The 20376-nt window shown below is 73.6% G+C and carries 18 protein-coding genes; 16 read left to right on the top strand and 2 right to left on the bottom strand.

Features of this window, described 5'->3' with window-relative positions:
* Window positions 1-107 precede the first annotated feature (107 nt).
* The 6 genes from ligD (ABD948_RS19555) to ABD948_RS19530 all read left to right on the top strand — a co-directional run bounded on the left by ligD (ABD948_RS19555) (window position 108) and on the right by ABD948_RS19530 (window position 5669).
* A complete protein-coding gene (gene ligD, locus ABD948_RS19555) occupies window positions 108-1049 on the top strand; it encodes a non-homologous end-joining DNA ligase (RefSeq protein WP_345270158.1) in 942 nt (313 codons plus the stop codon).
* Complete coding sequence (gene ligD / locus ABD948_RS19550) at window positions 1046-1963, top strand: non-homologous end-joining DNA ligase (protein ID WP_345270151.1); 918 nt, start codon at window positions 1046-1048, stop codon at window positions 1961-1963. The genes ligD (ABD948_RS19555) and ligD (ABD948_RS19550) overlap by 4 nt, the downstream gene beginning before the upstream one ends.
* Window positions 1964-2310: 347 nt before the next feature.
* Complete coding sequence (locus tag ABD948_RS19545; RefSeq protein WP_345270147.1) at window positions 2311-2907, top strand: S26 family signal peptidase; 597 nt, start codon at window positions 2311-2313, stop codon at window positions 2905-2907.
* Between the two features lie 52 nt (window positions 2908-2959).
* Window positions 2960-3652 (top strand): response regulator transcription factor, encoded by a 693-nt coding sequence (locus ABD948_RS19540; RefSeq protein ID WP_345270140.1) that lies wholly within the window; start codon window positions 2960-2962, stop codon window positions 3650-3652.
* On the top strand, window positions 3645-4856 hold the full coding sequence (locus ABD948_RS19535) for a HAMP domain-containing protein (protein WP_345270135.1): 1212 nt from the start codon (window positions 3645-3647) through the stop codon (window positions 4854-4856). Before ABD948_RS19540 ends, ABD948_RS19535 begins: the two co-directional genes overlap by 8 nt.
* 15 nt (window positions 4857-4871) lie before the next feature.
* Window positions 4872-5669, top strand: a complete 798-nt coding sequence (locus ABD948_RS19530; RefSeq protein WP_345270125.1) for an HAD-IIA family hydrolase — start codon at window positions 4872-4874, stop codon at window positions 5667-5669.
* A gap of 394 nt (window positions 5670-6063) precedes the next feature.
* Here the strand turns inward: ABD948_RS19530 and ABD948_RS19525 are convergent, their stop codons facing one another.
* On the bottom strand, window positions 6064-6558 hold the full coding sequence (locus ABD948_RS19525) for a MarR family transcriptional regulator (protein ID WP_345270115.1): 495 nt from the start codon (window positions 6556-6558) through the stop codon (window positions 6064-6066).
* A gap of 43 nt (window positions 6559-6601) precedes the next feature.
* On the opposite strand from ABD948_RS19525, the gene ABD948_RS19520 reads away from it, so the two are divergent.
* Entirely contained in the window at window positions 6602-8044 is a 1443-nt protein-coding gene (locus ABD948_RS19520; protein WP_345270097.1) for an MFS transporter, read from the top strand.
* 12 nt (window positions 8045-8056) lie between these two features.
* Here ABD948_RS19520 and ABD948_RS19515 read toward each other — a convergent pair whose 3' ends face one another.
* Entirely contained in the window at window positions 8057-9076 is a 1020-nt protein-coding gene (locus tag ABD948_RS19515) for an LLM class flavin-dependent oxidoreductase (protein WP_345270083.1), read from the bottom strand.
* Between the two features lie 90 nt (window positions 9077-9166).
* Here ABD948_RS19515 and ABD948_RS19510 point away from each other — a divergent pair, with 90 nt between their 5' ends.
* The 9 genes from ABD948_RS19510 to ABD948_RS19470 all read left to right on the top strand — a co-directional run bounded on the left by ABD948_RS19510 (window position 9167) and on the right by ABD948_RS19470 (window position 20371).
* Entirely contained in the window at window positions 9167-9844 is a 678-nt protein-coding gene (locus ABD948_RS19510) for a maleylpyruvate isomerase family mycothiol-dependent enzyme (protein ID WP_345270079.1), read from the top strand.
* Between the two features lie 18 nt (window positions 9845-9862).
* On the top strand, window positions 9863-11302 hold the full coding sequence (locus ABD948_RS19505) for a mycothione reductase (RefSeq protein ID WP_345270074.1): 1440 nt from the start codon (window positions 9863-9865) through the stop codon (window positions 11300-11302).
* A gap of 183 nt (window positions 11303-11485) precedes the next feature.
* Window positions 11486-13132, top strand: a complete 1647-nt coding sequence (locus ABD948_RS19500) for an alpha-amylase family protein (protein WP_345270066.1) — start codon at window positions 11486-11488, stop codon at window positions 13130-13132.
* 326 nt (window positions 13133-13458) lie between these two features.
* Window positions 13459-13896: a MarR family winged helix-turn-helix transcriptional regulator gene (locus ABD948_RS19495; protein WP_345270053.1), complete on the top strand. Its 438-nt coding sequence runs from the start codon at window positions 13459-13461 to the stop codon at window positions 13894-13896.
* The gene (locus ABD948_RS19490; RefSeq protein ID WP_345270042.1) at window positions 13893-14558 is read left to right on the top strand and encodes a hypothetical protein; all 666 of its coding nucleotides are present in this window, start codon (window positions 13893-13895) and stop codon (window positions 14556-14558) included. Before ABD948_RS19495 ends, ABD948_RS19490 begins: the two co-directional genes overlap by 4 nt.
* Before the next feature lie 95 nt (window positions 14559-14653).
* Window positions 14654-15862, top strand: coding sequence for an ROK family transcriptional regulator (locus ABD948_RS19485; RefSeq protein ID WP_345270038.1), 1209 nt, complete (start codon window positions 14654-14656; stop codon window positions 15860-15862).
* A gap of 170 nt (window positions 15863-16032) precedes the next feature.
* Window positions 16033-18171, top strand: coding sequence for a PQQ-dependent sugar dehydrogenase (locus ABD948_RS19480; protein WP_345270032.1), 2139 nt, complete (start codon window positions 16033-16035; stop codon window positions 18169-18171).
* A gap of 148 nt (window positions 18172-18319) precedes the next feature.
* Window positions 18320-19312 carry a sugar phosphate isomerase/epimerase family protein gene (locus ABD948_RS19475; protein ID WP_345270024.1) on the top strand — a complete coding sequence of 331 codons (993 nt, stop codon included), beginning with the start codon at window positions 18320-18322 and terminating at the stop codon, window positions 19310-19312.
* Between the two features lie 102 nt (window positions 19313-19414).
* Window positions 19415-20371, top strand: a complete 957-nt coding sequence (locus ABD948_RS19470; protein ID WP_345270018.1) for a hypothetical protein — start codon at window positions 19415-19417, stop codon at window positions 20369-20371.
* Window positions 20372-20376: the final 5 nt, after the last annotated feature.

Here is a 20376-nt window from a genome sequence, read left to right as displayed (position 1 = left end):
CCTCTCTGGGTGGCCGGATGGATGGCTGGTGCCCAGTATCCCCGCCGGCGGCGCCCCACGCCGGTGGGAGCCGCCCCGCGTGGCGCCGGGACCGGCATCATGACCCCATGCGTCCCATGCTGGCCACCCCCGCCACGGAGGTCCCTCGCGGCGAGGCGTGGACCCACGAGGTGAAGTGGGACGGCATGCGGCTGCTCGCCGAGGTGACGGCGGGGGCTCCCGCGGCGCGGTTGACCAGCCGCAACGAGAACGACGTGACCCCTGCCTGGCCCGACGTCGCCGTCTCGCCGCTGCCGGGCCGCGACCTCGTGGTGGACGGCGAGGTGATCGCCCTCGACGCTCGCGGGGTGCCCGACTTCCGGGTCCTCCAGGAGCGGATGCACGTGCGCAACCGGCGTACCGTGGCGCGCCTGGTGGAGCAGGTGCCGGTGACCTTCATGGCCTTCGACCTGCTGCGCCTCGACGGGCACGACCTCACCGCCCGCCCCCTGCAGGAGCGCCGTGCGCTGCTCGAGGAGGCCCTCGACGGTGGCGCGTGGCAGGTGCCGCCCGCCTACGACGACGGCGAGATGCTGTGGGAGGCCACCGCGCAGCAGGGGCTGGAGGGGATCGTGAGCAAGCGGCGCGACTCGCGCTACCGACCGGGGGAACGGAGCCCGCACTGGCTCAAGCGCGCGCACCGGCACCGGCGCTCCTACGTGGTGGGCGGCTGGCGACCCCAGGAGGGCACCAGCGACCGTCTGGCCGCGCTGCTGGTCGGTGAGCCGACGCCGGCGGGCCTGGCCTACCGGGGCCGGGTCGGCAGCGGCATCGGGGCACGCGCCGGGCGGGCGCTCGGTGCGCTCGTCGTCGACCTGGCCCGCGAGCAGAGCCCTTTCCACGACGAGGTGCCGCGCGTCGACGCCGCGGGGACGCACTGGGTGGAGCCCCGGCTGGTGGTCGACGTCGACACGCACGGCGCCGGTTACCAGCGGTTGCGACAGCCCTCGTTCCGCGGGCTGCGCGAGGACCTCGCGCCCGAGGACCTCGCCGAGGGGACCCTCCGGTGACGCCGCCCGCGGCCGAGGGCACCGAGGTGCACGTCGACGTCGAGGGGCGCACCCTGCGCCTGACCAACCTCGAGAAGGTGCTCTACCCGCGCACCGGCACCACCAAGGGGGAGGTGCTCAACTACTACGCCCAGGTGGCGCCGGTGATGCTGCCGCACCTGGCCGATCGCGCCGTCACCCGGATCCGCTGGCCGCACGGCGTGGAGGGTGCCAGCTTCTTCGAGAAGAACGCGCCGTCCGGGACGCCGTCGTGGGTGCGCACGGTGCGCGTGCCGACCACGGGGTCGCGCAGCGGCACGGGCGAGGCCGAGCTGACCTTCCCGGTGGTCGACGACCTCGCCACGCTCACCTGGCTGGTCAACCTGGCCGCGCTGGAGCTGCACGTGCACCAGTGGCGGGTGGGCCGCAACGGGCGTCCCCGCAACGCCGACCGGATCGTCGTCGACCTCGACCCGGGGGAGCCGGCGGGGCTGCACGAGTGCTGCCAGGTGGCGCTGCTGGCGCGCGAGGCACTGGCCGAGCGCGGGCTGGAGGCGCGACCGGTCACCAGCGGCAGCAAGGGCCTCCACCTCTACGCCACGCTGCCGCGCCGGCTGCCGCCCGAGGAGGCGACGACGCTCGCCCGCGAGGTGGCCGAGCAGCTGCAGGCCGCTCACCCGCGGCAGGTCACCGCGACCATGACCAAGGCCAAGCGCGGCGGCAAGGTGTTCCTGGACTGGTCGCAGAACGCCGGCTCGAAGACCACCATCGCGCCCTACTCGCTGCGCGGCCGCGAGCGGCCCCGGGTCGCGGCGCCGGTCACCTGGGAGGAGGTGGCCGCCGGCGCCGAGGACGAGCTCGGCCTCGAGCAGCTCGCCCCCGACCAGGTGCTGAGGCGCGTGGCCGAGCTGGGCGACCTGTTCGCCGAGGCGTAGCCCCTGTCGGCGGGGGAAGAGATACCCGCTGGGGCATCGTCACCAACTGTTACCGGTTGGTGGACCAGGCGTGGTGACGACGTGACCTCGCCGTGGTGGCGGCTCCCCTAACGTTCTTGTCATCGCAGATCTCCGGCGCCGCTCCGGCGGGGCCGGATTCCGCAGCCCGGTGCTCCGCTCGCAGGTCGGGGGGACCTCGAGCGGCACCGGGCGCCGTCGAGGCATGCGTCTCGGGGGAAGGAGGCCCGTCCGGCGTATCTGGGGGGAACGCCGGACGGGCCGTCCTGCGAACGGTCGTGGGGGCGATCGGCTCAGCCGTCACCCGCCACCCGCCGAGGAGCACCAGCATGGAGATCGCGACGCAGCCGCCGACGCGCCGCCACGCCGTGCGCACGCGCCGGCTCGTGGTGGCGCTCGTGCTCGCGCCCGTGACGCTGCTCGTCGTCCTGCCGACCATGCTCGGCCTGGAGCGCTACGTGGTCTCCTCCGACGCGATGGGCGGCACGCTGCGCCCCGGCACCCTGCTGCTGGAGCGTCGCGTGCCGGCCGGCGACCTCGAGGTGGGCGACGTCGTCACCGTGCCCCGGCCCGGCGCCGACGAGCGGGCCGACGGGGAGGCGCTGCTCACCCACCGTGTCGTGAGCCTGGCACCCGGTGAGGTGCGCACCCAGGCCGACCGGGCCGCGCAGCCCGTGACCGTCTCGACCCGGGCCAACCCCACGCTGGCCCGGGTCGAGCTCGCGGTGCCGCTGGTCGGTCTGCCCCTGCTCGTCGACGCCGACGGGTGGGTCTGGGGCCTGCTCACCCTGCTCGCGACGGTCGTCCTGGCCGCCCTCGGCCTGGTGCGTCCCGGGCCCCGGCCGGTCGCGGCCGACGGTCGGCGACGCGGCCCCCGGGTGGTCGCCGACGCCCGGCCGACCGTGGGTGCCGGCACCAGCAGCTGAGCCTCGGGCGCGTTCGGCACCTCTGCTCGCGCGCAGGTCCTATGCTCTGCCCATGGCTCACCGGGTTCTGGTCGTCGAGGACGAGGAGGACATCGCCTTCCCCCTCGTGCGGACCCTGGAGCGGGAGGGTTACGAGGTCGTCTGGGTGGAGTCCGGCGCCAAGGCGCTCGAGGAGATGGGCCTGGGCAACGTCGAGGTCGTCATCCTCGACCTCGGGCTCCCCGACATGGACGGTCTCGAGGTGTGCCGCAAGGGGCGCGAGGTCGGCTACGAGGGCGCGATCATGATCGTCACCGCGCGCGCCGGCGAGCTGGACCGGGTGGTGGGCCTCGACTACGGCGCCGACGACTACCTCGCCAAGCCGTTCGGCCTGGCCGAGCTGCAGGCGCGGGTGCGCGCGCTGCTGCGCCGCACCGGCAACGGCCTGGGCTCCAGTGCCGAGGAGGTGCCCGACGGCGGCCTGCGCATCGACGTGGCCGCCCGTCGCGTGTACTCCGGGGACGACGAGATCCCCCTCACCGGCAAGGAGTTCGACGTCCTGAGCATCCTGGCGGCCAACCGCGACAAGGTCGTGTCGCGCGGCAAGCTGATGGCCGACGTGTGGGACGAGAACTGGTACGGCTCCACGAAGACCCTCGACGTCACCATCGGCCGCCTGCGCCAGAAGCTCGACGGCGTGGGGGTGACAGACAAGGTCGTCGCCGTGCGCGGCGTGGGCTTCCGGCTCGAAGGCCCCGATGCGTGAGCGACTGACCGTCGCCTTCGTCGTCCTGACGCTGGGTCTGCTCGCAGCGGCCGCCCTGCTCACCGGCTACGTGCAGGAGGGCCAGGCCCGCGAGCGGGTCTCGGGACAGGTGGGCGCCGACGCGGCGCTGCTGGCCGCCCTGGTCGAGGAGCAGCTGGCGCAGGGCCGAGCCCCGGACCTCGCACCGCTGCAGGACCTGGCGGGAGCAGACGACCGCTTCGCCGTCGTCCTCGACGGCCAGGAGCCCGTCGAGGTCCGGGGCACGGACTTCGACGGCGACGACACCGTCAGGGCGACGCTGCCGGTGGCCGACGGCTACGTGCTGGTGGAGCGGGCCGCGCCGACGCCCTTCGACCTGCTCGACGCGGCCCCGGTCACACAGGCGCTGATCGTGCTCGGCGTGGGCACGGTGGCCGGCCTGGTCGGCTACGCCATCGCGCGCTCGCTCTCGCGGCCCTTCCGCCAGCTGGCCGAGGCGGCGGCCGCCCTGGGGCGCGGCCGCTTCGACCTCGACCTGCCCACCTCCGGCAACCCCGAGGCCCAGGCCATCGCCCGCGCGCTCGGCGGCAGCGCGGGTCAGCTGCGTGACCGGCTCGAGCGCGAGCAGCGCTTCGCCCTGCACGCCTCCCACGTGCTGCGCACCCCGCTTACCAGCCTGCGGCTCTCGCTCGACGAGCTGACCTCGGACCCCGAGGTGTCTGCCGACGCCCGGGCCGCGGCCGCCCGCGGCCTGCAGGCGGTCGAGGAGCTCGACGCCGCCGCCGGCGAGCTGGTGGAGCTCTCCCGCACCTCGGCGATCATGGCGGGTGCCGAGATCCCGCTGCGCGACGTCGCGACGCTCACCGCCCAGCGCTGGGCGGCGGCACTCGGCCAGCGCGAGCGCGGGTTCTCGGCCGCCGTCGAGGGGCAGCACGAGCTGCTCTTCACACCGGGCCCGGTCGAGACGGTGCTCGACATGCTGCTCGAGGACACCTTGGAGCACGGGCGCGGCGACGTCCGGCTGGTGCTCGAGGGCGACGCCACGACGCTGCGGATCCGCCTCTCCGGCGACCACGAGTTCGTGCCCGACCGGCTCGTGGCCGGGGAGGAGCCGGAGGACCCCTACCTGCGGCGCGCGCGGCTGATCGTCGAGGGTCTCGGCGGGATGATGGAGGATCGGCCGGCCCCCGGCGCGCCGCTCGCGGTCCTGCTCCCGCGGCGATGAGGCCATGATGGGGGCATGACCGAGCGACGACCCGTGCACACCTGGCTGACCGACATGGACGGCGTCCTGGTCCACGAGGAGGAGCCGATCCCCGGCGCGCGGGAGTTCATCGCCGCGCTCACCGAGCGCGAGATCCCCTTCCTGGTGCTCACCAACAACTCGATCTTCACCCCGCGTGACCTGCGCGTGCGGCTGCAGCGCTCGGGCATCGACGTGCCGGAGGAGGCGATCTGGACCTCGGCCCTCGCCACCGCGCAGTTCCTGCTGGACCAGCGCCCGGGTGGGTCCGCCTACGTGGTGGGGGAGTCGGGTCTGACGACGGCCCTGCACGAGGTGGGCTACGTGATGACCGACCGCGACCCCGACTACGTGGTGCTCGGCGAGACCCGCACCTACTCCTTCGAGGCGATCACCCGCGCCATCCGGCTCATCGACGAGGGGGCGCGCTTCATCGCCACCAACCCCGACGAGAGCGGCCCGAGTCCGCAGGGCAAGCTGCCCGCCACCGGCTCGGTGGCGGCGCTGATCCGCACGGCCACCGGCCGCAGCCCCTACTTCGTCGGCAAGCCCAACCCGCTGATGATGCGCAGCGCGCTCAACCGCATCGACGCCCACTCCGAGACCACGGTGATGATCGGCGACCGGATGGACACCGACATCGTCAGCGGGCTCGAGGCCGGGTTGCGCACCGTCCTGGTGACCACCGGGTCGACCAGCCCCTCGCAGGTCGAGACCTTCCCCTACCGCCCCACGATGGTGGTCGACTCGATCGCCGACGTCGTGCCGCTCGTGGCCGAGCACGCCGCCCTCTGACTCGCCGACCCGGCGCGAGTGCGCACGGGTGGGGTGTCGACCTGGCGCGAGTGCGCACGGGTGGGGTGTCGACCTGGCGCGAGTGCGCACGGGTGGGGTGTCGACCTGGCGCGAGTGCGCACGGGTGGGGCGTCGACCTGGCGCAAGTGCGCACGGGTGGGACGCCGACCTGGCGTGAGTGCGCACGGGTGGGGTGTCGACCTGGCGTGAGTGCGCACGGGTGGGGTGTCGACCTGGCGCAAGTGCGCACGGGTGGGGCGTCGACCTGGCGCGAGTGCGCACGGGTGGGGCGTCGACCTGGCGCGAGTGCGCACGGGTCGAGCGCCGAGCCGTCCTTTCGTGCGCCGGGTCGGTGGCTTGTCGACGCGCATTCACGACGGGTCGGCGAGGAGGCTCAGGGCTGGCCCGCGGCGTCCCAGGCGTCGTTGAAGGCGGTGAGGTCCTCGACCAGGCGGGTGGCGCGGTCGGTGCCGAGCCGGTCGAGCGCGGCGAGGTAGCGCTCGGCGCGCAGCCGGCCGTCGTGCTCGTAGGCGGTGCGGCCGGCGCGGGTCGGCCGGAAGTGCCGGGCGGCTCGGGCGCGGCCCGACGCCGCGCTGCTCCCCGGCGCTCTCGGGGGCGCCGGACACTCCTCCAGCCAGCCGGCGTCGAGTGCCGCGTGCACCTGGCGGTTGACCGTCGACTGCTCGAGGTCGAGCTGCTCGGCCAGCGAGCGCAGCGTGGCCGGGCCGTCGTGGGCGAGCACCCACAGGATCCGGAAGGCCGAGACCTCCAGCCGGGTGCCGGGCGGGACCGTGGTGCGGCGTCGCTGCAGACGCAGCAGCTGGTGGCCGAGCTCGGCGACGGTGTCGAGCCGGGTCTCGAGCCGGGTGTCGCTGTCCAGGGTCCGCACGTGCCCTCCGAGGGTGGGAAGTTGATGTGTAGCATACATATTCGTGACCTCTCCGCCCGCGGACCGCCGCGCCCTGCTCCCCGTGGCCGCCCTGTGCCTGGGTGGCCTCACGGTCTCGCTGACCCAGACCCTGGTGGTGCCGATCCAGGGCGACCTGCCGCGACTGCTGGACACCTCGGCGGCCAACGCGGGCTGGGTCGTGACCGTCACGCTGCTGGCCGGCGCGGTCTCCATGGTGCTGAGCGGGCGGCTCGGCGACATGCTGGGCAAGCGCCGGGTGCTGCTCGTGACGGCGAGCCTGCTGGTGATCGGCTCCGTCGTCGCCGCGCTCGGCACCAGCCTGGTCCCGGTGCTGGTGGGCCGGGCGCTGCAGGGCCTGGCCATGGGGTTCATCCCGGTCGGCATCGCGCTGATCCGCCAGGTGACGCCGCCGCACCTGACCAACACCGCCATCGCCACCATGAGCGCCACGTTCGGCGTCGGCGGCGCGATCGGCCTGCCGCTGGCGGCGTGGACGGCGCAGACCTTCGACTGGCACGCGCTGTTCTGGATGTCGGCCATCTTGGCCACGGCGCTCCTGCTCGCGGTGGTGGTGCTGGTCCCCGACGCCGGCGACGGCGTCGGTGGGAGCGTCGACTGGACCGGCGCCGTGGGTCTGACCACCGGGCTGGTGGCGGTGCTCGTGGGCGTCTCGAAGGGCAACGACTGGGGGTGGGGCTCCGGCCGCACGCTCGGGGCGCTGCTGGGAGGCCTGGTGGTGCTGGTCGTGTGGGGCGCCCACCAGCTGCGCCGCGACGACCCGCTGGTCGACCTGCGCGTCACCGCGCGCCGGCCGGTGCTGCTCACCAACCTCGCGGCCCTGGCCGTGGGCTTCGGCATGATGGCGCAGGCGATCGTGGTGCCCCAGCTGTTGCAGCTGCCCGAGTCCACGGGCTTCGGCCTGGGTCAGTCGCTGCTGGCGGCGGGGCTGTGGATGGCGCCCGGCGGCCTGGTGATGATGGCGTTCTCGCCGCTCTCGGGCCGGCTGATGACGGTGGTGGGTCCCAAGCTGACGCTGATGCTGGGCGCGGGCCTGCTCGGCCTCGGCTACCTGTTGGCGCTCGGCCTGATGGACGCACCCTGGAAGCTGCTCGTGGCCACCAGCGTGATCTCGGCCGGCGTCGGCATCGGGTACGCCGCGATGCCCACCCTGATCCTGGGCGCGGTGCCGATGCGCGAGGCCGGCGCCGCCGTCGGCATCAACGCCCTGATGCGCTCGGTGGGCACCACCTCGGCCGCCGCGGTGATGACGACGGTGCTCACCTCCAGCACCGCGCCCGTCACGGGTGCGGGCGGTCTCGTGCTGCCGACCCAGGGCGCCTACCAGCTGTGCTTCCTGGTGGGTGCGCTCGCCGCGTTCGCCGGCGTCGCGCTGGCGGCCATGGTGCCGCACACCCACGAGCGGGTGGCGGCGCCCGCTCCCGTGGGAGCGGGCGCACGGACCTGAGGGGCTGAGGGCTCAGCGCCAGCCGAGCGCCGGCGCCACGTGGGTGAGCACCGACTCGATCACGTGGGCGTTGTAGGCGACGCCGAGCTGGTTGGGCACGGTGAGCAGCAGGGTGTCGGCGGCCGCCACCGCCTCGTCCTCGGCGAGGTCGCGCACCAGCTGCTCGGGCTCGCCGGCGTAGGTCTTGCCGAACCGTGCGTTGCCGCCCTCGAGACGACCCACCTGGTCCTGGCTGCGGGTCTGGGTGCCGAAGTAGGCGTGGTCCTCGTCGGTGACCAGCGGGAAGATGCTGCGACTCACCGAGACCCGCGGCTCACGGGGGTGGCCGGCGGCGGCCCACGCGTCGCGGAACCGGGAGATCTGCTCGGCCTGCAGGCGGTGGAAGGGCACGCCGGTGTCCTCGGTGAGCAGGGTGCTGCTCATCAGGTTCATGCCCTGCTCGGCCGCCCACTCGGCGGTCGCCCGGCTGCCGGCACCCCACCAGATGCGCTCGCGCAGGCCGGGGGAGTGCGGCTCGATGCGCAGCAGCCCCGGCGGGTTGGGGAACATCGGGCGCGGGTTGGGCTCCGCGAAGCCCTCGCCGCGCAGCACCTCCATCAGGTCGCGGGCGTGACGGCGCGCCATCGCGGCGTCGTCGCCGTCGGCGGGCTCGAAGCCGAAGTGGCGGTAGCCCTCGACGACCTGCTCCGGTGAACCGCGGCTGATCCCCAGCTGCAGCCGGCCGCCGGAGATGAGGTCGGCCGCGCCGGCGTCCTCCGCGAACCGCAGCGGGTTCTCGTAGCGCATGTCGATGACGCCGGTGCCGAGCTCGATGCGGCTGGTGCGCGCGCCCGCGGCCGCCAGCAGCGGGAACGGCGAGGCCAGCTGCCGCGCGAAGTGGTGCACGCGGAAGTAGGCGCCGTCGGCGCCCAGCTCCTCGGCGGCCTCGGCCAGCTCGATGGACTGCAGCAGGGTGTCGGCCGCCGACCGCGTGCCGGAGTGGGGCGACGGCGTCCAGTGCCCGAAGGAGAGGAAGCCGATGTTCTTCTTCATGCGGGGTCAACCGGCGGGGGTGGTGCGCTGTTCCCGATCGCGGAGGAGCCCCCTGGGTACCGACGCCGTGTGGTCGATGAGAGTGCCGTCGTGGCGGCCCGGGAGTGGCGCGCCGGCCACGAGCGCGTGTGCGCGCTGGTCGAGCAGGTGGCGGCCGAGCGTCCGGACGACCTCGAGCTGCCCGTCCCCGCGACACCGGACTGGTCGGCGCGGCAGCTGCTGGCCCACATGGTCGGGCTCGGCGTCGACGTGCTCGACGGCGACGAGCCCGACGACCACAACGAGAGCTGGACCCGCGCCCAGGTCGCCGCGCGCGCGACGAGCTCGGCCGCCGACCTGGTGGCCGAGTGGCGTGCGGTGGCCGACCAACTGGAGACCTACCTGCGCGAGCAGAGCCCGCGCCCGCTGGGCGACCTGCTGATCCACGAGCAGGACCTGCGCAGCGGCCTGGGTGTGCCGGGTGCGCGCGCGACGGACGGCCTCGCCGCGGTGCGGGCGACGATGGCCGACCGCGTCGGCGTCGCCGTCCGCGGGGCCGGCTTGGCCCCTCTCGTCCTGGAGCAGGCCGACGGCCCGTGGCGGTGGACCTCCGGGCCGGGTGAACCCGGGCTCGTGCTGGGCGCGAGCGGCTTCGACCTCTTCCGTGCCGTCACCAGCCGCCGGACCGCCGCCCAGCTGCACGACTACCGGGTCGACGGTGACCTCGAGCCCTACCTGCCCCACCTCGCGCTGCTGGGCCCCCTGCCCACCGACGCGCTCCCCGAGTGATCCGACCGTGAGGAACCCATGACCAGCCAGCAGGACAGCGACCGGACAGACGCCGGGCCGGCACGCCACTACGACCTCCTGGTGCTCGGCACCGGCTCGGGCAACACCATCGTCGACGACCGCTTCGACGACTGGAGCGTGGGCATCGTCGAGCGCACGGAGTTCGGCGGCACCTGCCTCAACCGCGGCTGCATCCCCTCGAAGATGTTCGTCGTCACCGCCGACCACGCCTGCGATGCCGCGCAGGGACCGCGGTTCGGCGTGCACACCCGTTACGACGGCGTGGACTGGCCGGCCGTGCGCGACCGCGTGTTCGATCGCATCGACCCTCAGGCGCGCGGAGGTCGCGAGTACCGAGAGGGGCTGGTGAACGTCGAGGTGCACGCCGGCACGGCGCGATTCACCGGTGAGCGCCGGCTCGTCGTCGAGACCGAGCACGGGGAGGTGCAGGTCAGCGCCGACCAGGTCGTCATCGCCGTCGGCGGTCGACCGGTGGTGCCCGACATCGAGGGCCTCGAGGAGGCCGCGGCGGCCGGCCTGGTGCACACCAGCGACACGATCATGCGCATCGACGCCCTGCCGCACCGGCTCGGTGTCATCGGCGGGGGCTACGTGGGCTCGGAGTTCGCCAACATCTTCGCCTCGCTGGGCACCGAGGTGGTGCAGGTCGACGGCCAGGACCTCCTGCTCTCGACCCAGGACGCCGACGTGGCGCGCCGCTTCACCGAGATCTCCGGCGAGCGATGGGACCTGCGCCTGGGCGCCGAGCTGGAGCGCGTCGAGCTGACCGACGGCGGCCTGCGGCTGCACCTGGGCGAGCAGGGCACTGCCGAGGTGGACCTGCTGCTGCTGGCCGTCGGCCGCCGCCCCAACAGCGACCTGCTCGACCTCGAGGGCACCGGCATCGAGGTCGACGACGCCGGCCGCGTCGTCGTCGACGAGCAGCAGCGCACCACGGCCGAGGGGGTCTGGGCGCTGGGTGACATCAGCACCCACCACCCGCTCAAGCACGTGGCCAACCACGAGGCGCGCATCGTCCAGCACAACCTCCTGCACCCCGAGGACCTCCAGACCGTCGACCACCGCTTCGTCCCGCAGGCGGTCTTCAGCGTGCCGCAGGTGGCCGCGGTCGGGCTGACCGAGGAGCAGGCCCGCGAGCAGGGCCTCGACCTCGCGGTCTTCACCCAGCACTACGCCGACGTCGCGCACGGGTGGGCGCTGGAGGAGGACGACAGCGGCCACCTGGTCAAGGTCCTCGCGGACCGCGCCACCGGCAGGTTGGTCGGTGCGCACCTGCTCGGCCCGCAGGCCTCGGTGCTGGTGCAGCCGCTGATCCAGGCGATGAGCTTCGACCAGCCCGTGCGCGGCCTCGCCCGGGGCCAGTACTGGATCCACCCGGCGCTGAGCGAGGTCGTCGAGAACGCGCTGATCGGGCTGGAGGCCGCACTGGACGCCTGACCCGGTCAGGTCACGGGCCGAGCGCATGGCCCGAACGGGCCATGCTGCGTGGCCCGTCCGGGTGGTGCGCCTGTGACCGATCGGACCACCCCTGGCTAGGATCACGAGCACTCCGACGTCGTCCACACCACGCGTCGGTCCGCCCCGCCGTCACCCCCACCTCTGAGCCCGGGAGCCCCCTGCATGCCCGCCTGCCCTGATGTCCTGCCCGCACACCCCTCTCATCGCGGCGGGCGCGGGCTCCTGCCGGCTCTCGTGCTCTGCCTGGCCGTGGCCCTGGCGGCGGCGCTGCCGGCACCGGCCCGGGCCGGCACCGCACCCGACCGTGCCGCCCCTGCGCCGACCACCCAGCGGGCGCCGTCGCTGCCGGGCGGTGTGGCGCTGACCTGGTCTCCCGCCTACATGACCGACAGCCACGCCTTCACCCGGGAGCAGGCCCGCTCGCTCGCGCAGCAGCACGACCTGGTGGTCTCGATGCCGGTGGCCTTCGGGCAGCACGCGAGCGCGATGCGAGCAGCGCACCCCGGCATCACGCTGCTGGCCTACGCCAACGCCACCCTCGCCGGCACGAGCGACGTGACCGGGCTGGGGGAGGGGGCCTTCGCGCACGACGCCCAGGGACGCAGGATCACCGCCACCGGCTGGGGCACCAGGCTGATGGAGCCCACGAGCACGGCGTGGCGTGACCGCGCGAGCCGCCAGTGTGCCCAGCGCTCGGCGGCGGGCGGTTTCGACGGCTGCCTGCTCGACATGCTGACCCTCGGCGTCTTCGCCAGGGGCTTCGTCAGCGCCCTGCCCGTCAACCCCGCCACCGGCCGGACCTACACCCAACCGGAGTACCAGGCCCAGATGGTGGCGCTCGAGAGCCACGTGCGCCGCGCCAACCCCGGGCTGCAGATGACCGGCAACGTCGTCGAGAACGCCTACCGCTACTGGCAGAACCCCGAGGCCACCTCGCGCGCCGCCGCGCTGAAGATGCCCTCGGTGCAGATGGAGGACTTCCTGCGCGGCGCCACGAACGAGGTCGGCCGCTTCCCCGCGTCGGCCGACTGGGTGCGCAACGTCGAGGTGATCCGCGACCTCGAGGCCAACGGCCGCGTCGGTCTCTTCACGACCAAGCTCTGGGTCGGTGCCAGCGACGCCCAGGTGCGCCAGTGGCAGGGGTACGCCATGGCGACGTTCCTGATGGGGGCCGGTGGTCGGTCGTTCTTCGCCTTCACCCGCTCGCGCGACCGTGCCGGCGTGCTCGGCACGAACCTGCCCTACCGGATGCCGAAGGGGATCGGCGCGCCCACCGGCGCGATGAGCCGGCTGGGCAGCGGCGCCTACCTGCGGCGCTTCGAGCGCGGGGTCGCCGTCGTCAACCCGACCGACCGCGGCGTGCAGGTGCCGCTCGGGGCGACGATGCGCCGGCTCGACGGCGGCAGCACCGCCTCGATCTGGCTCCCGCCCCACAGCGGGGACGTGCTCGTGGGTGCGGGTGCCGCGCGACCGGCGGCCGACGGGCGGGCGCCCTCCGTGAGGTTCCAGGGTCCGGCGTCCGGGCAGCGGGCGCTGCGGCTGCGGGGGACCGCGTCCGACGACCGCGCGGTGCGGGCGGTGCGCGTGGCCGTGCGGCACGAGGCCACGCGCCGCTGGCTGCGACCCGGTGGAGGCTGGGGCGCCCACGCCCAGCTGGCGGCGGTGCTCGAGCGCCGCGGTGACGCGCGGACCGCGTGGTCGCGCACCCTGCGGTTGCCCCGGGGCCGGTACGGCGTGAGCGTCGTGGCGGTGGACGCAGCCGGCAACTCGACGCGTCCGCGGTCCTGGCGGGTCTACCGCGTGCGGTGAGCCGGCCCCTCGACAGCCCCGGTCCAGACCACTCGCCGGGCCCCCTGGGGGCGGATCGGGGTGGTCTGCGACGATGGGGTCCTTGACCGCGTGCGGCGCCAGGGGATGGGTGCGGCGGGCGGTCGCATCGGCAGCACCGTTGTCTGGGGGAATTCACATGCTGCACGCCATCCGACCGAGCACTCCGCGTCCGGAGGCGCTGGCGTCGTCATCGCCGTCGTCGGCGTCGAGCGATCATCAGAGGCCCGAGGCGAAGCCCGTCGCGCCCGTGGCGAGCTCGACGGCAAGATAGTTACCTAGGTTCACCATGAAGTAGGGTACGGGTCATGGACCCGACCCTGCTGGACCGGTTGCTGCTCGCCGGGCACCTGCTGCGCGAGGACACCGCCCGGGCTTTCGCAGGGACCCCGCTCACCGAGTCGAGGGCGGCCGTGCTCTGGGTGCTCCAGGCGCAGGGTCCCAGCACCCAGCAGCACGTGGCCCGGGCGCTCCAGGTGAGTGCGCGCAACATCTCGGGCCTCGTGGACGCGCTGGAGCCCCTCGGCTACCTGCGGCGGACCCCGCACCCGCAGGACCGTCGCGCGGTCCTGCTCGAGCTCACGCCGCTGGGTGTGGAGACCATGGCCACCATGGCCCGCGAGCACGCGCAGCTCGACAGCGACCTGCGCGCCAGCGTGGCGCCCGAGGACCGGGAGGCCTTCGGGCGCGGCCTGGAGGCCGTGGTCGCCACGCTCGGTCGACTGGTCGCGGAGGCGGCGCGATGACGGGCACGGCCGGGGTGGGCGCGCACGTGGTGGCGGCCCCTGGACGCGGGCGGCGGGCGGCCCGGCTGCTGTGGAGGTTCGTGGTGCTCGAGCTCCGGCTCTACGGCAGCCTGGCGCGGTGGGCAGCGCGGCGGCCGGACATCCCTGCCGACGGTGCCGGATTCCGTTACGACGCCCGTACCCGCCTGCTGCTGGTGGTCTTCATCGTGGTCTCGGCCGTCGAGGTGGTCGCCCTCGACCTGATCCTGCACCGCTGGCCCGCCGTGCGCCTCCCCCTGTTGGTGATCGGGATCTGGGGCGTCGTCTGGATGCTCGGGCTCCTGGCCACCCACCTGGTGCGACCACACACGGTGGGACCGCGCGGCGCGCGCGTGCGCGACGGGATGGACCTCGACCTCGACCTGCCCTGGGACCTCGTCCACGCCGTGGGGCGGCGCACGCAGACGCACGACGAGAAGCCGCCGCGCGTCATCGAGGAGGCAGGTGAGCGCGTCCTGGTGGTCGCCGTCTCGAACGAGACCAACCTGCAGATCACCCTCGAGCAGCCGACGGTCCTGCCGCTGCCGGGCGTTCCGGGTGGGGCCGGTGAGGCCGTCACGCGTGTCCGGTTCTGGGCCGACGACCCCCGCGCCTACCTCGACGAGGTTCGCCGGCATCTCTGACGGCGGGCGCTCCTGCGTGCGACGATGAGCAGGTGGTCGTCGTCGGGGATTCGTCGGGACCTGGCGAGGACCCGCGGGGGCGCGCGGAGTCGCGGATGCAGTCGCGCGTGCTGTGCGCGCTGCGCGACCACGGGCCGCAGAGCCGGCCGGAGCTGGGTGCGCAGATGGGTGTCTCCCGCACCACCGTCGGGGTCGAGGTGGGTAGGTTGGTGACCCTCGGTCTGGTGCGGGAGCAGGCGATCGGTGGCGGACCTCCGGGAGCTGGACGACGGTCGACCGTCGTCGACCTGAGCCCGGACATCCGTTTCGTCGGTGTGGCTGTCGGCGTCACCGAGATGGCGGTAGCCGTGACGGACGGTCACCTCGCCGTGCTCGAGGAGTGGCATGGACCGTGCGAGCTGGCTCAGGGGCCCGACGTGGTCCTGGCCGAGGTCGTCACGCGCGCGAGAGCACTGCTCGCTGCGTCGGGCGCTGAGGTGCCGTGGGGTCTGGGCATCGGTCTCCCGGGCCCGATCGACTTCGCGGCAGGCGCGCCGGTGGCACCCCCGCTGATGCCCGGCTGGGACGGGCATCCCGTGCGCGAGCAGCTGGCTCGCGCACTCGGGTGCCCGGTCGTGCTCGACAACGACGTGAACCTGATGGCGGTGGGGGAGCTGCACGCGTGCTCCGGTGCGGGGGGTGACCTGCTGTTCGTCAAGATGGGCAGCGGCATCGGGTGCGGTGTCGTGGTCGCGGGCCGGCTGCACCGCGGGTCGAACGGATGCGCCGGCGACATCGGGCACGTGGAGGTGGTGGCGGGTGACGGTCGCCGATGTGCGTGCGGCAGCACCGACTGCCTGGAGGCGCACGCCGGCGGCGCGGCCCTGCTGCGCGAGGCCACGGCAGCGGCCGAGCGTGGTGACTCGGCATGGTTGGCCCAGCGCCTCGCCACCCGGCGCGAGGCGGGCGCCGAGGATCTCGAGCTCGGTGACCTCGGGGAGGCTCTTGCCGCCGGTGACCGCGTGACGGCGACGCTGCTGCGCGAGGGCGGTCGTCGGGTGGGGCACGTGCTCGCGGGGCTGGTGTCGTTCCTCAACCCGGCCGTGATCGTGGTGGGGGGCCGGGTGAGCGGTCTGGGGCACGTGCTGCTGGCCGAGATCCGCAGCGCCACCTACCGCCGCTCGCTGCCCCAGGCCACCCGCGACCTGCGGATCGTGCTGAGCGAGCTGCCCGAGCAGGGGGGCGTGGTGGGCGCCGCGCACCTGGTGAGCGACGTCGTGCTGGCGCCGGCGACGGGTGTGGGGGACACGCCGCCGCACTTATGACGAGTTCCTGACAAAAGTCGTCCGAACGGTTGACGTGACGGTGCTCACGTCCCTACGGTCGAGAGGCCGCCCACCGGTCTCGTGATGTCTCCCGGGGGCCGTCGGCGGCGCGTCCACCACCCCGTACCGCGCTGCGGCACCGGGTCAAGCGCCACCAAAGGAGCACGCACGTGCACAGACGAATCTCGGGCGTCTGGGCCACGGCGGCAGCCGCCGTCATCGCCCTGCCACTGGCTGCGGCCAGCACCCTCAGCCCGGCCGCGGGACACCCCGGCCACAGCGACCCTCCGGCACCGGTGCCGGACGAGCAGTTCCAGAAGGTGACCCTCAACGACCGGCCCGGCGAGCCCATGGACCTCGCGGTGCTGCCCAACGGCGACGTGCTGCACACGACCCGCGCGGGCGACGTGTGGCACAACGACGCCAAGACCGGCGTCAACTCCCTCGCGGCGAGCGTGCCGGTCTACGAGCACGACGAGGAGGGGTTGCAGAGCATCGCTCTCGACCCGGGCTTCGACGGGAGGAAGAACACCTGGGTCTACCTCTACTACTCGCCGACCCTCGACACCCCGACCGACGACCCGGCCACCGAGTCCATCAACGAGGGCGACGCCCCGCTGGAGGGCACCGCAGCCGACTTCGCCCCCTACAAGGGCGTCATCCGCCTCTCCAAGTTCAAGTTGCAGAACGACCGGCTGAACCTCCGCTCGGAGCGACGGATCCTCGACGTGCCGGTCGACCGCGGCATCTGCTGCCACGTGGGCGGCGACATCGTCTTCGACTCGCAGGGCAACCTGATCCTCGCCACCGGGGACGACAGCAACCCCTTCGAGTCCGACGGCTTCGTGCCGCTCGACGAGCGCGCGAACCGCAACCCCGCCTTCGACGCCCAGCGCACCGCGGCCAACACCAACGACCTGCGCGGCAAGATCCTGCGCATCAAGCCCGGCAAGCGCGGCGGCTACACCATCCCGAAGGGCAACCTGTTCCGCCCGGGCAAGCCGAACACCCGCCCGGAGATCTACGCGATGGGCATGCGCAACCCCTTCCGCATCGAGATCCACCCCCGCACCGACGAGCTCTGGGTGGCCGACTACTCGCCCGACGCCCGCACCCCCGACCCCGAGCGCGGACCCGACGGCCAGGGCAAGTGGGCCGTCGTGGACGAGCCCGCCAACTACGGCTGGCCCTACTGCGCCACCGCCGAGCTGCCCTACGTCGACTACGACTTCGCCACCAACACCTCGGGTGAGGAGTTCGACTGCGCGAAGCCGGTCAACGACTCGCCGAACAACACCGGCCTGCGCCGCCTGCCGCCCGTCGAGCAGCCGGAGGTCTGGTACGGCTTCGACGTCTCCGAGGAGTTCCCCGAGCTCGGCACGGGCGGCATCTCGCCGATGGCCGGCCCGGCCTACCAGTACGACGTGCGCCTGACCCGCGGCAAGACCCCGCGCGCCTGGCCCCGCCAGTACGACGACACCCCGCTGTTCTACGAGTGGAGCCGCGACTACATCAAGGGCATCCACACCCGGGGCGGCGAGGTCAGCGCCATCGAGGACGTCGTGCCCGGCATCGTCGTCGACAACCCGATGGACATGGAGTTCGGCCCCGACGGCGCGCTCTACGTGCTCGAGTACGGCGACGGCTACTTCGCCGAGAACCCCGACGCCCAGCTCTCGCGCATCGACTTCATCGGCAAGGGCGGCAACCGCAGCCCCGAGCCGAAGATCACCGCGGAGCCGAGTGCCGGCAAGGCCCCGCTGCGCGTGCGCTTCTCCAGCGCCGGCACCACCGACGCCGAGGGTGACCGCCTCGTCTACGCCTGGGACTTCGACGGCGACGGCCGCGTCGACAGCCGCAAGCCCAACCCCACCCACCGCTACACGCAGGAGGGCACCTTCCGGGCGACGCTCACCGTCACCGACCGCGGCGGCAAGCACCGGGGCCGCAGCGCCTCGGCCGACGTCGACATCGTGGTGGGCAACCAGGCGCCGACCATCGAGTTCATCACGCCGACCGCGGGGGACACGTTCAGCTTCGGCGACACCGTGGCCTACGAGGTGCAGGTGAGCGACGACCAGGAGGTCGACTGCAACCGGGTGACGGTGACCTACATCCTGGGCCACGACAGCCACGGTCACCCGCAGAGCACGGCCAACGGCTGCACCGGCACGCTCGTCACCACGGTGCCCGGCGGCCACGACCCCGACACCGACGACCTGAGCGGCGTCTTCGTCGCGCAGTACACCGACAGCGGCCCCAACCCGCTGACCGGCTCGGCGGAGGTGCGGCTGCAGCCCGCGGGCTGACCGCTCCGACCGCGCACCCCGGGGCCCGGCCGTCGACGCGGCCGGGCCCCGCCCGGACTCCCCCCACCTGCTCCCGCACCGCCCGCTCGAGGGCACCAAACCGGCACCACACAGGCACCACACAGGCACGACAGAGAGGAACCACACCATGTGCTTCGGATTCGACGGCGACGCTGCCCTGCAGCAGTCGCTGGACCGCCAGGGAGCCAGCCGACGCGGACTGCTGCGCACCGCCGCCGCGGGTGCGGCCGGCGCGGCCACGCTCGGCGTCATGAGCGGTGGCGCGGCTGCCGCGGCGCCGGGCAAGGACAAGGGCAAACCCGGCAGCAAGCCGGGCAAGGGCCGCAGCAAGCAGGTGCCCGAGAACAAGATCAGCATCCAGCTCTACACGCTGCGCGACGCGATGCGTGACCCGGCCGGCGTCGAGAACGTGCTGACCCGGCTCTCGCAGTACGCCTACCCGCGCGTCGAGCGCGCCGGGCTCTACCACTACACCGCGCGCCAGATGAAGAAGCGCCTCGACGACCTGGGCATCTGGGCCAGCTCGAGCCACGACGGCATCAGCGCGAGCACCGCGGCGATGAACACCAAGCTCGACGACGCCGGCACGTTCGGGCAGAAGTACATCAACGTGCCCTACCTGAACTCCGACAAGCTGAGCGACTGGCAGACCTGGGCCGAGCAGATGAACACCGAGGCCTACGCCGCCAAGCGTCGCGGCATCCGTTACGGCTACCACAACCACGCCCACGAGTTCACGATCGACCTGGGCCGCGGCCGCACCCCGTGGGACGTGCTCATGAAGGAGCTCGACCCGCGCCTGGTGCACCTCGAGGTCGACCTGTACTGGGCCTACACCGCCGGGGTCAACCTCGGTGAGGCCGACCCGCTGAAGTTCGCCAACGACGTCGTCCGCAAGGCGCCGCTGGAGGTGCGGCAGTACCACGTCAAGGACCGGCACGCCGAGAGCAGCAGCACCCCCGGCGACATGGCCGACCTCGGCACGGGCGTCATCGACTTCCCGGCGATCTTCCGCAAGCACGAGGCGGAGGAGTACATCGTCGAGAACGACACCCCCGACGTCTCGCCGCTGACCTCGGCCGCGGTCGGCAAGCTGTACCTGGAGCACACCGACTACTGAGCCACCTGCAACATCAGCACCACCAGCGCCCTCGACGGCCCGCCTGCCACCGCAGGCGGGTCGTCGCGTTTTCCAAGGCACTCGACGGGGGAGAGTGGGGTGGTGACCGACTCACCCACCCCCCGCCCCCCGTCGAGCGAGACCGCGGCTGTGGGTGCGCACCTCGCCGGAGGCTTCCTCGCGGCACTGGTGCTGGTGCTGCCGCTCGGCGCGACCCTGGGCACCACCACCTACGGCGCCCTGTACCTCTGGTTCCTCGGCGGGGTCGCGCTGGTGGCCGTCCTCGGCCTGCTCCTGCGACTGGCCGGCGTCCCACGCGGCCTGGGTGTGGCGCTGGCGGCTGCGGGCGCCTTCTCCGTGGCGGCACCGATCGCGCTCGCCGTCGTCGCGGGGATCGGAGCACCCGCGGACGACGCCGTCGTCGCCCTCGCCGCGGGCATCCCGGCGGCCGCCGTCGCGGCGCCGGTGGCGGCCGTGGTCGTCAGGTTCGCGGACTCGGCGCGTGGCGCGGCGGCCGTGGGCGCCACCGCGTGCGCCGCCGGTCTGCTCGTGGCGTCGCTCGCCGGGCCCGAGGCCGGGCAGGCGGTCCTCGAGGACCGCGAGGACGCCGAGCGCGTCGCCGAGCTCGAGGCCTCCGGCCTGCAGCCCCTGCTGCCACGGCTGGAGGGGACGGTCACCGACTTCGCGAGCACGACGTACACGACGCCGCCGGGGGGTGCGCGCACGCTGTCGGGCTACACCCTGCGCTACGAGCCCGAGGGGGCCGAGGGTCCCCTCACGCTGGAGAGCCCCTACCTGTTCCTGGACGTGCAGCTGGCCGACGGCACCCCGGTGTGCGAGCCCATCGACGGCTACCTCACCTGCCGCGAGGGTGACGGGTACACGGTGATCGGCCGCGACGGTGTCGATGAGGACGTCGTCGCGGAGGACGGGGCAGTGCGCCTCAGCGCGAGCCTGCACAACGCGGGTGAGGGGATGCCCGACGCCGACGCGGTGGGCCGGGCCATGGCGGACGCCGAGGTGGTCGACTGGGAGGAGATCCTCGACCTGGAGGGGTGAGGGCT

The organism is Nocardioides nanhaiensis (genome assembly GCF_039542785.1).
Lineage (GTDB): Bacteria > Actinomycetota > Actinomycetes > Propionibacteriales > Nocardioidaceae > Nocardioides > Nocardioides nanhaiensis.
This window is presented reverse-complemented; position numbering and strand designations above follow the sequence as displayed.

Coding starts and splice junctions, on each gene's coding strand:
- ligD (WP_345270158.1), top strand. CDS start 108: ATGCGTCCCATGCTGGCCACCCCCGCCACGGAGGTCCCTCGCGGCGAG.
- ABD948_RS19545 (WP_345270147.1), top strand. CDS start 2,311: ATGGAGATCGCGACGCAGCCGCCGACGCGCCGCCACGCCGTGCGCACG.
- ABD948_RS19540 (WP_345270140.1), top strand. CDS start 2,960: ATGGCTCACCGGGTTCTGGTCGTCGAGGACGAGGAGGACATCGCCTTC.
- ABD948_RS19535 (WP_345270135.1), top strand. CDS start 3,645: ATGCGTGAGCGACTGACCGTCGCCTTCGTCGTCCTGACGCTGGGTCTG.
- ABD948_RS19530 (WP_345270125.1), top strand. CDS start 4,872: ATGACCGAGCGACGACCCGTGCACACCTGGCTGACCGACATGGACGGC.
- ABD948_RS19515 (WP_345270083.1), bottom strand. CDS start 9,076: ATGAAGAAGAACATCGGCTTCCTCTCCTTCGGGCACTGGACGCCGTCG.
- ABD948_RS19505 (WP_345270074.1), top strand. CDS start 9,863: ATGACCAGCCAGCAGGACAGCGACCGGACAGACGCCGGGCCGGCACGC.
- ABD948_RS19500 (WP_345270066.1), top strand. CDS start 11,486: ATGCCCGCCTGCCCTGATGTCCTGCCCGCACACCCCTCTCATCGCGGC.
- ABD948_RS19495 (WP_345270053.1), top strand. CDS start 13,459: ATGGACCCGACCCTGCTGGACCGGTTGCTGCTCGCCGGGCACCTGCTG.
- ABD948_RS19490 (WP_345270042.1), top strand. CDS start 13,893: ATGACGGGCACGGCCGGGGTGGGCGCGCACGTGGTGGCGGCCCCTGGA.
- ABD948_RS19485 (WP_345270038.1), top strand. CDS start 14,654: ATGCAGTCGCGCGTGCTGTGCGCGCTGCGCGACCACGGGCCGCAGAGC.
- ABD948_RS19475 (WP_345270024.1), top strand. CDS start 18,320: ATGTGCTTCGGATTCGACGGCGACGCTGCCCTGCAGCAGTCGCTGGAC.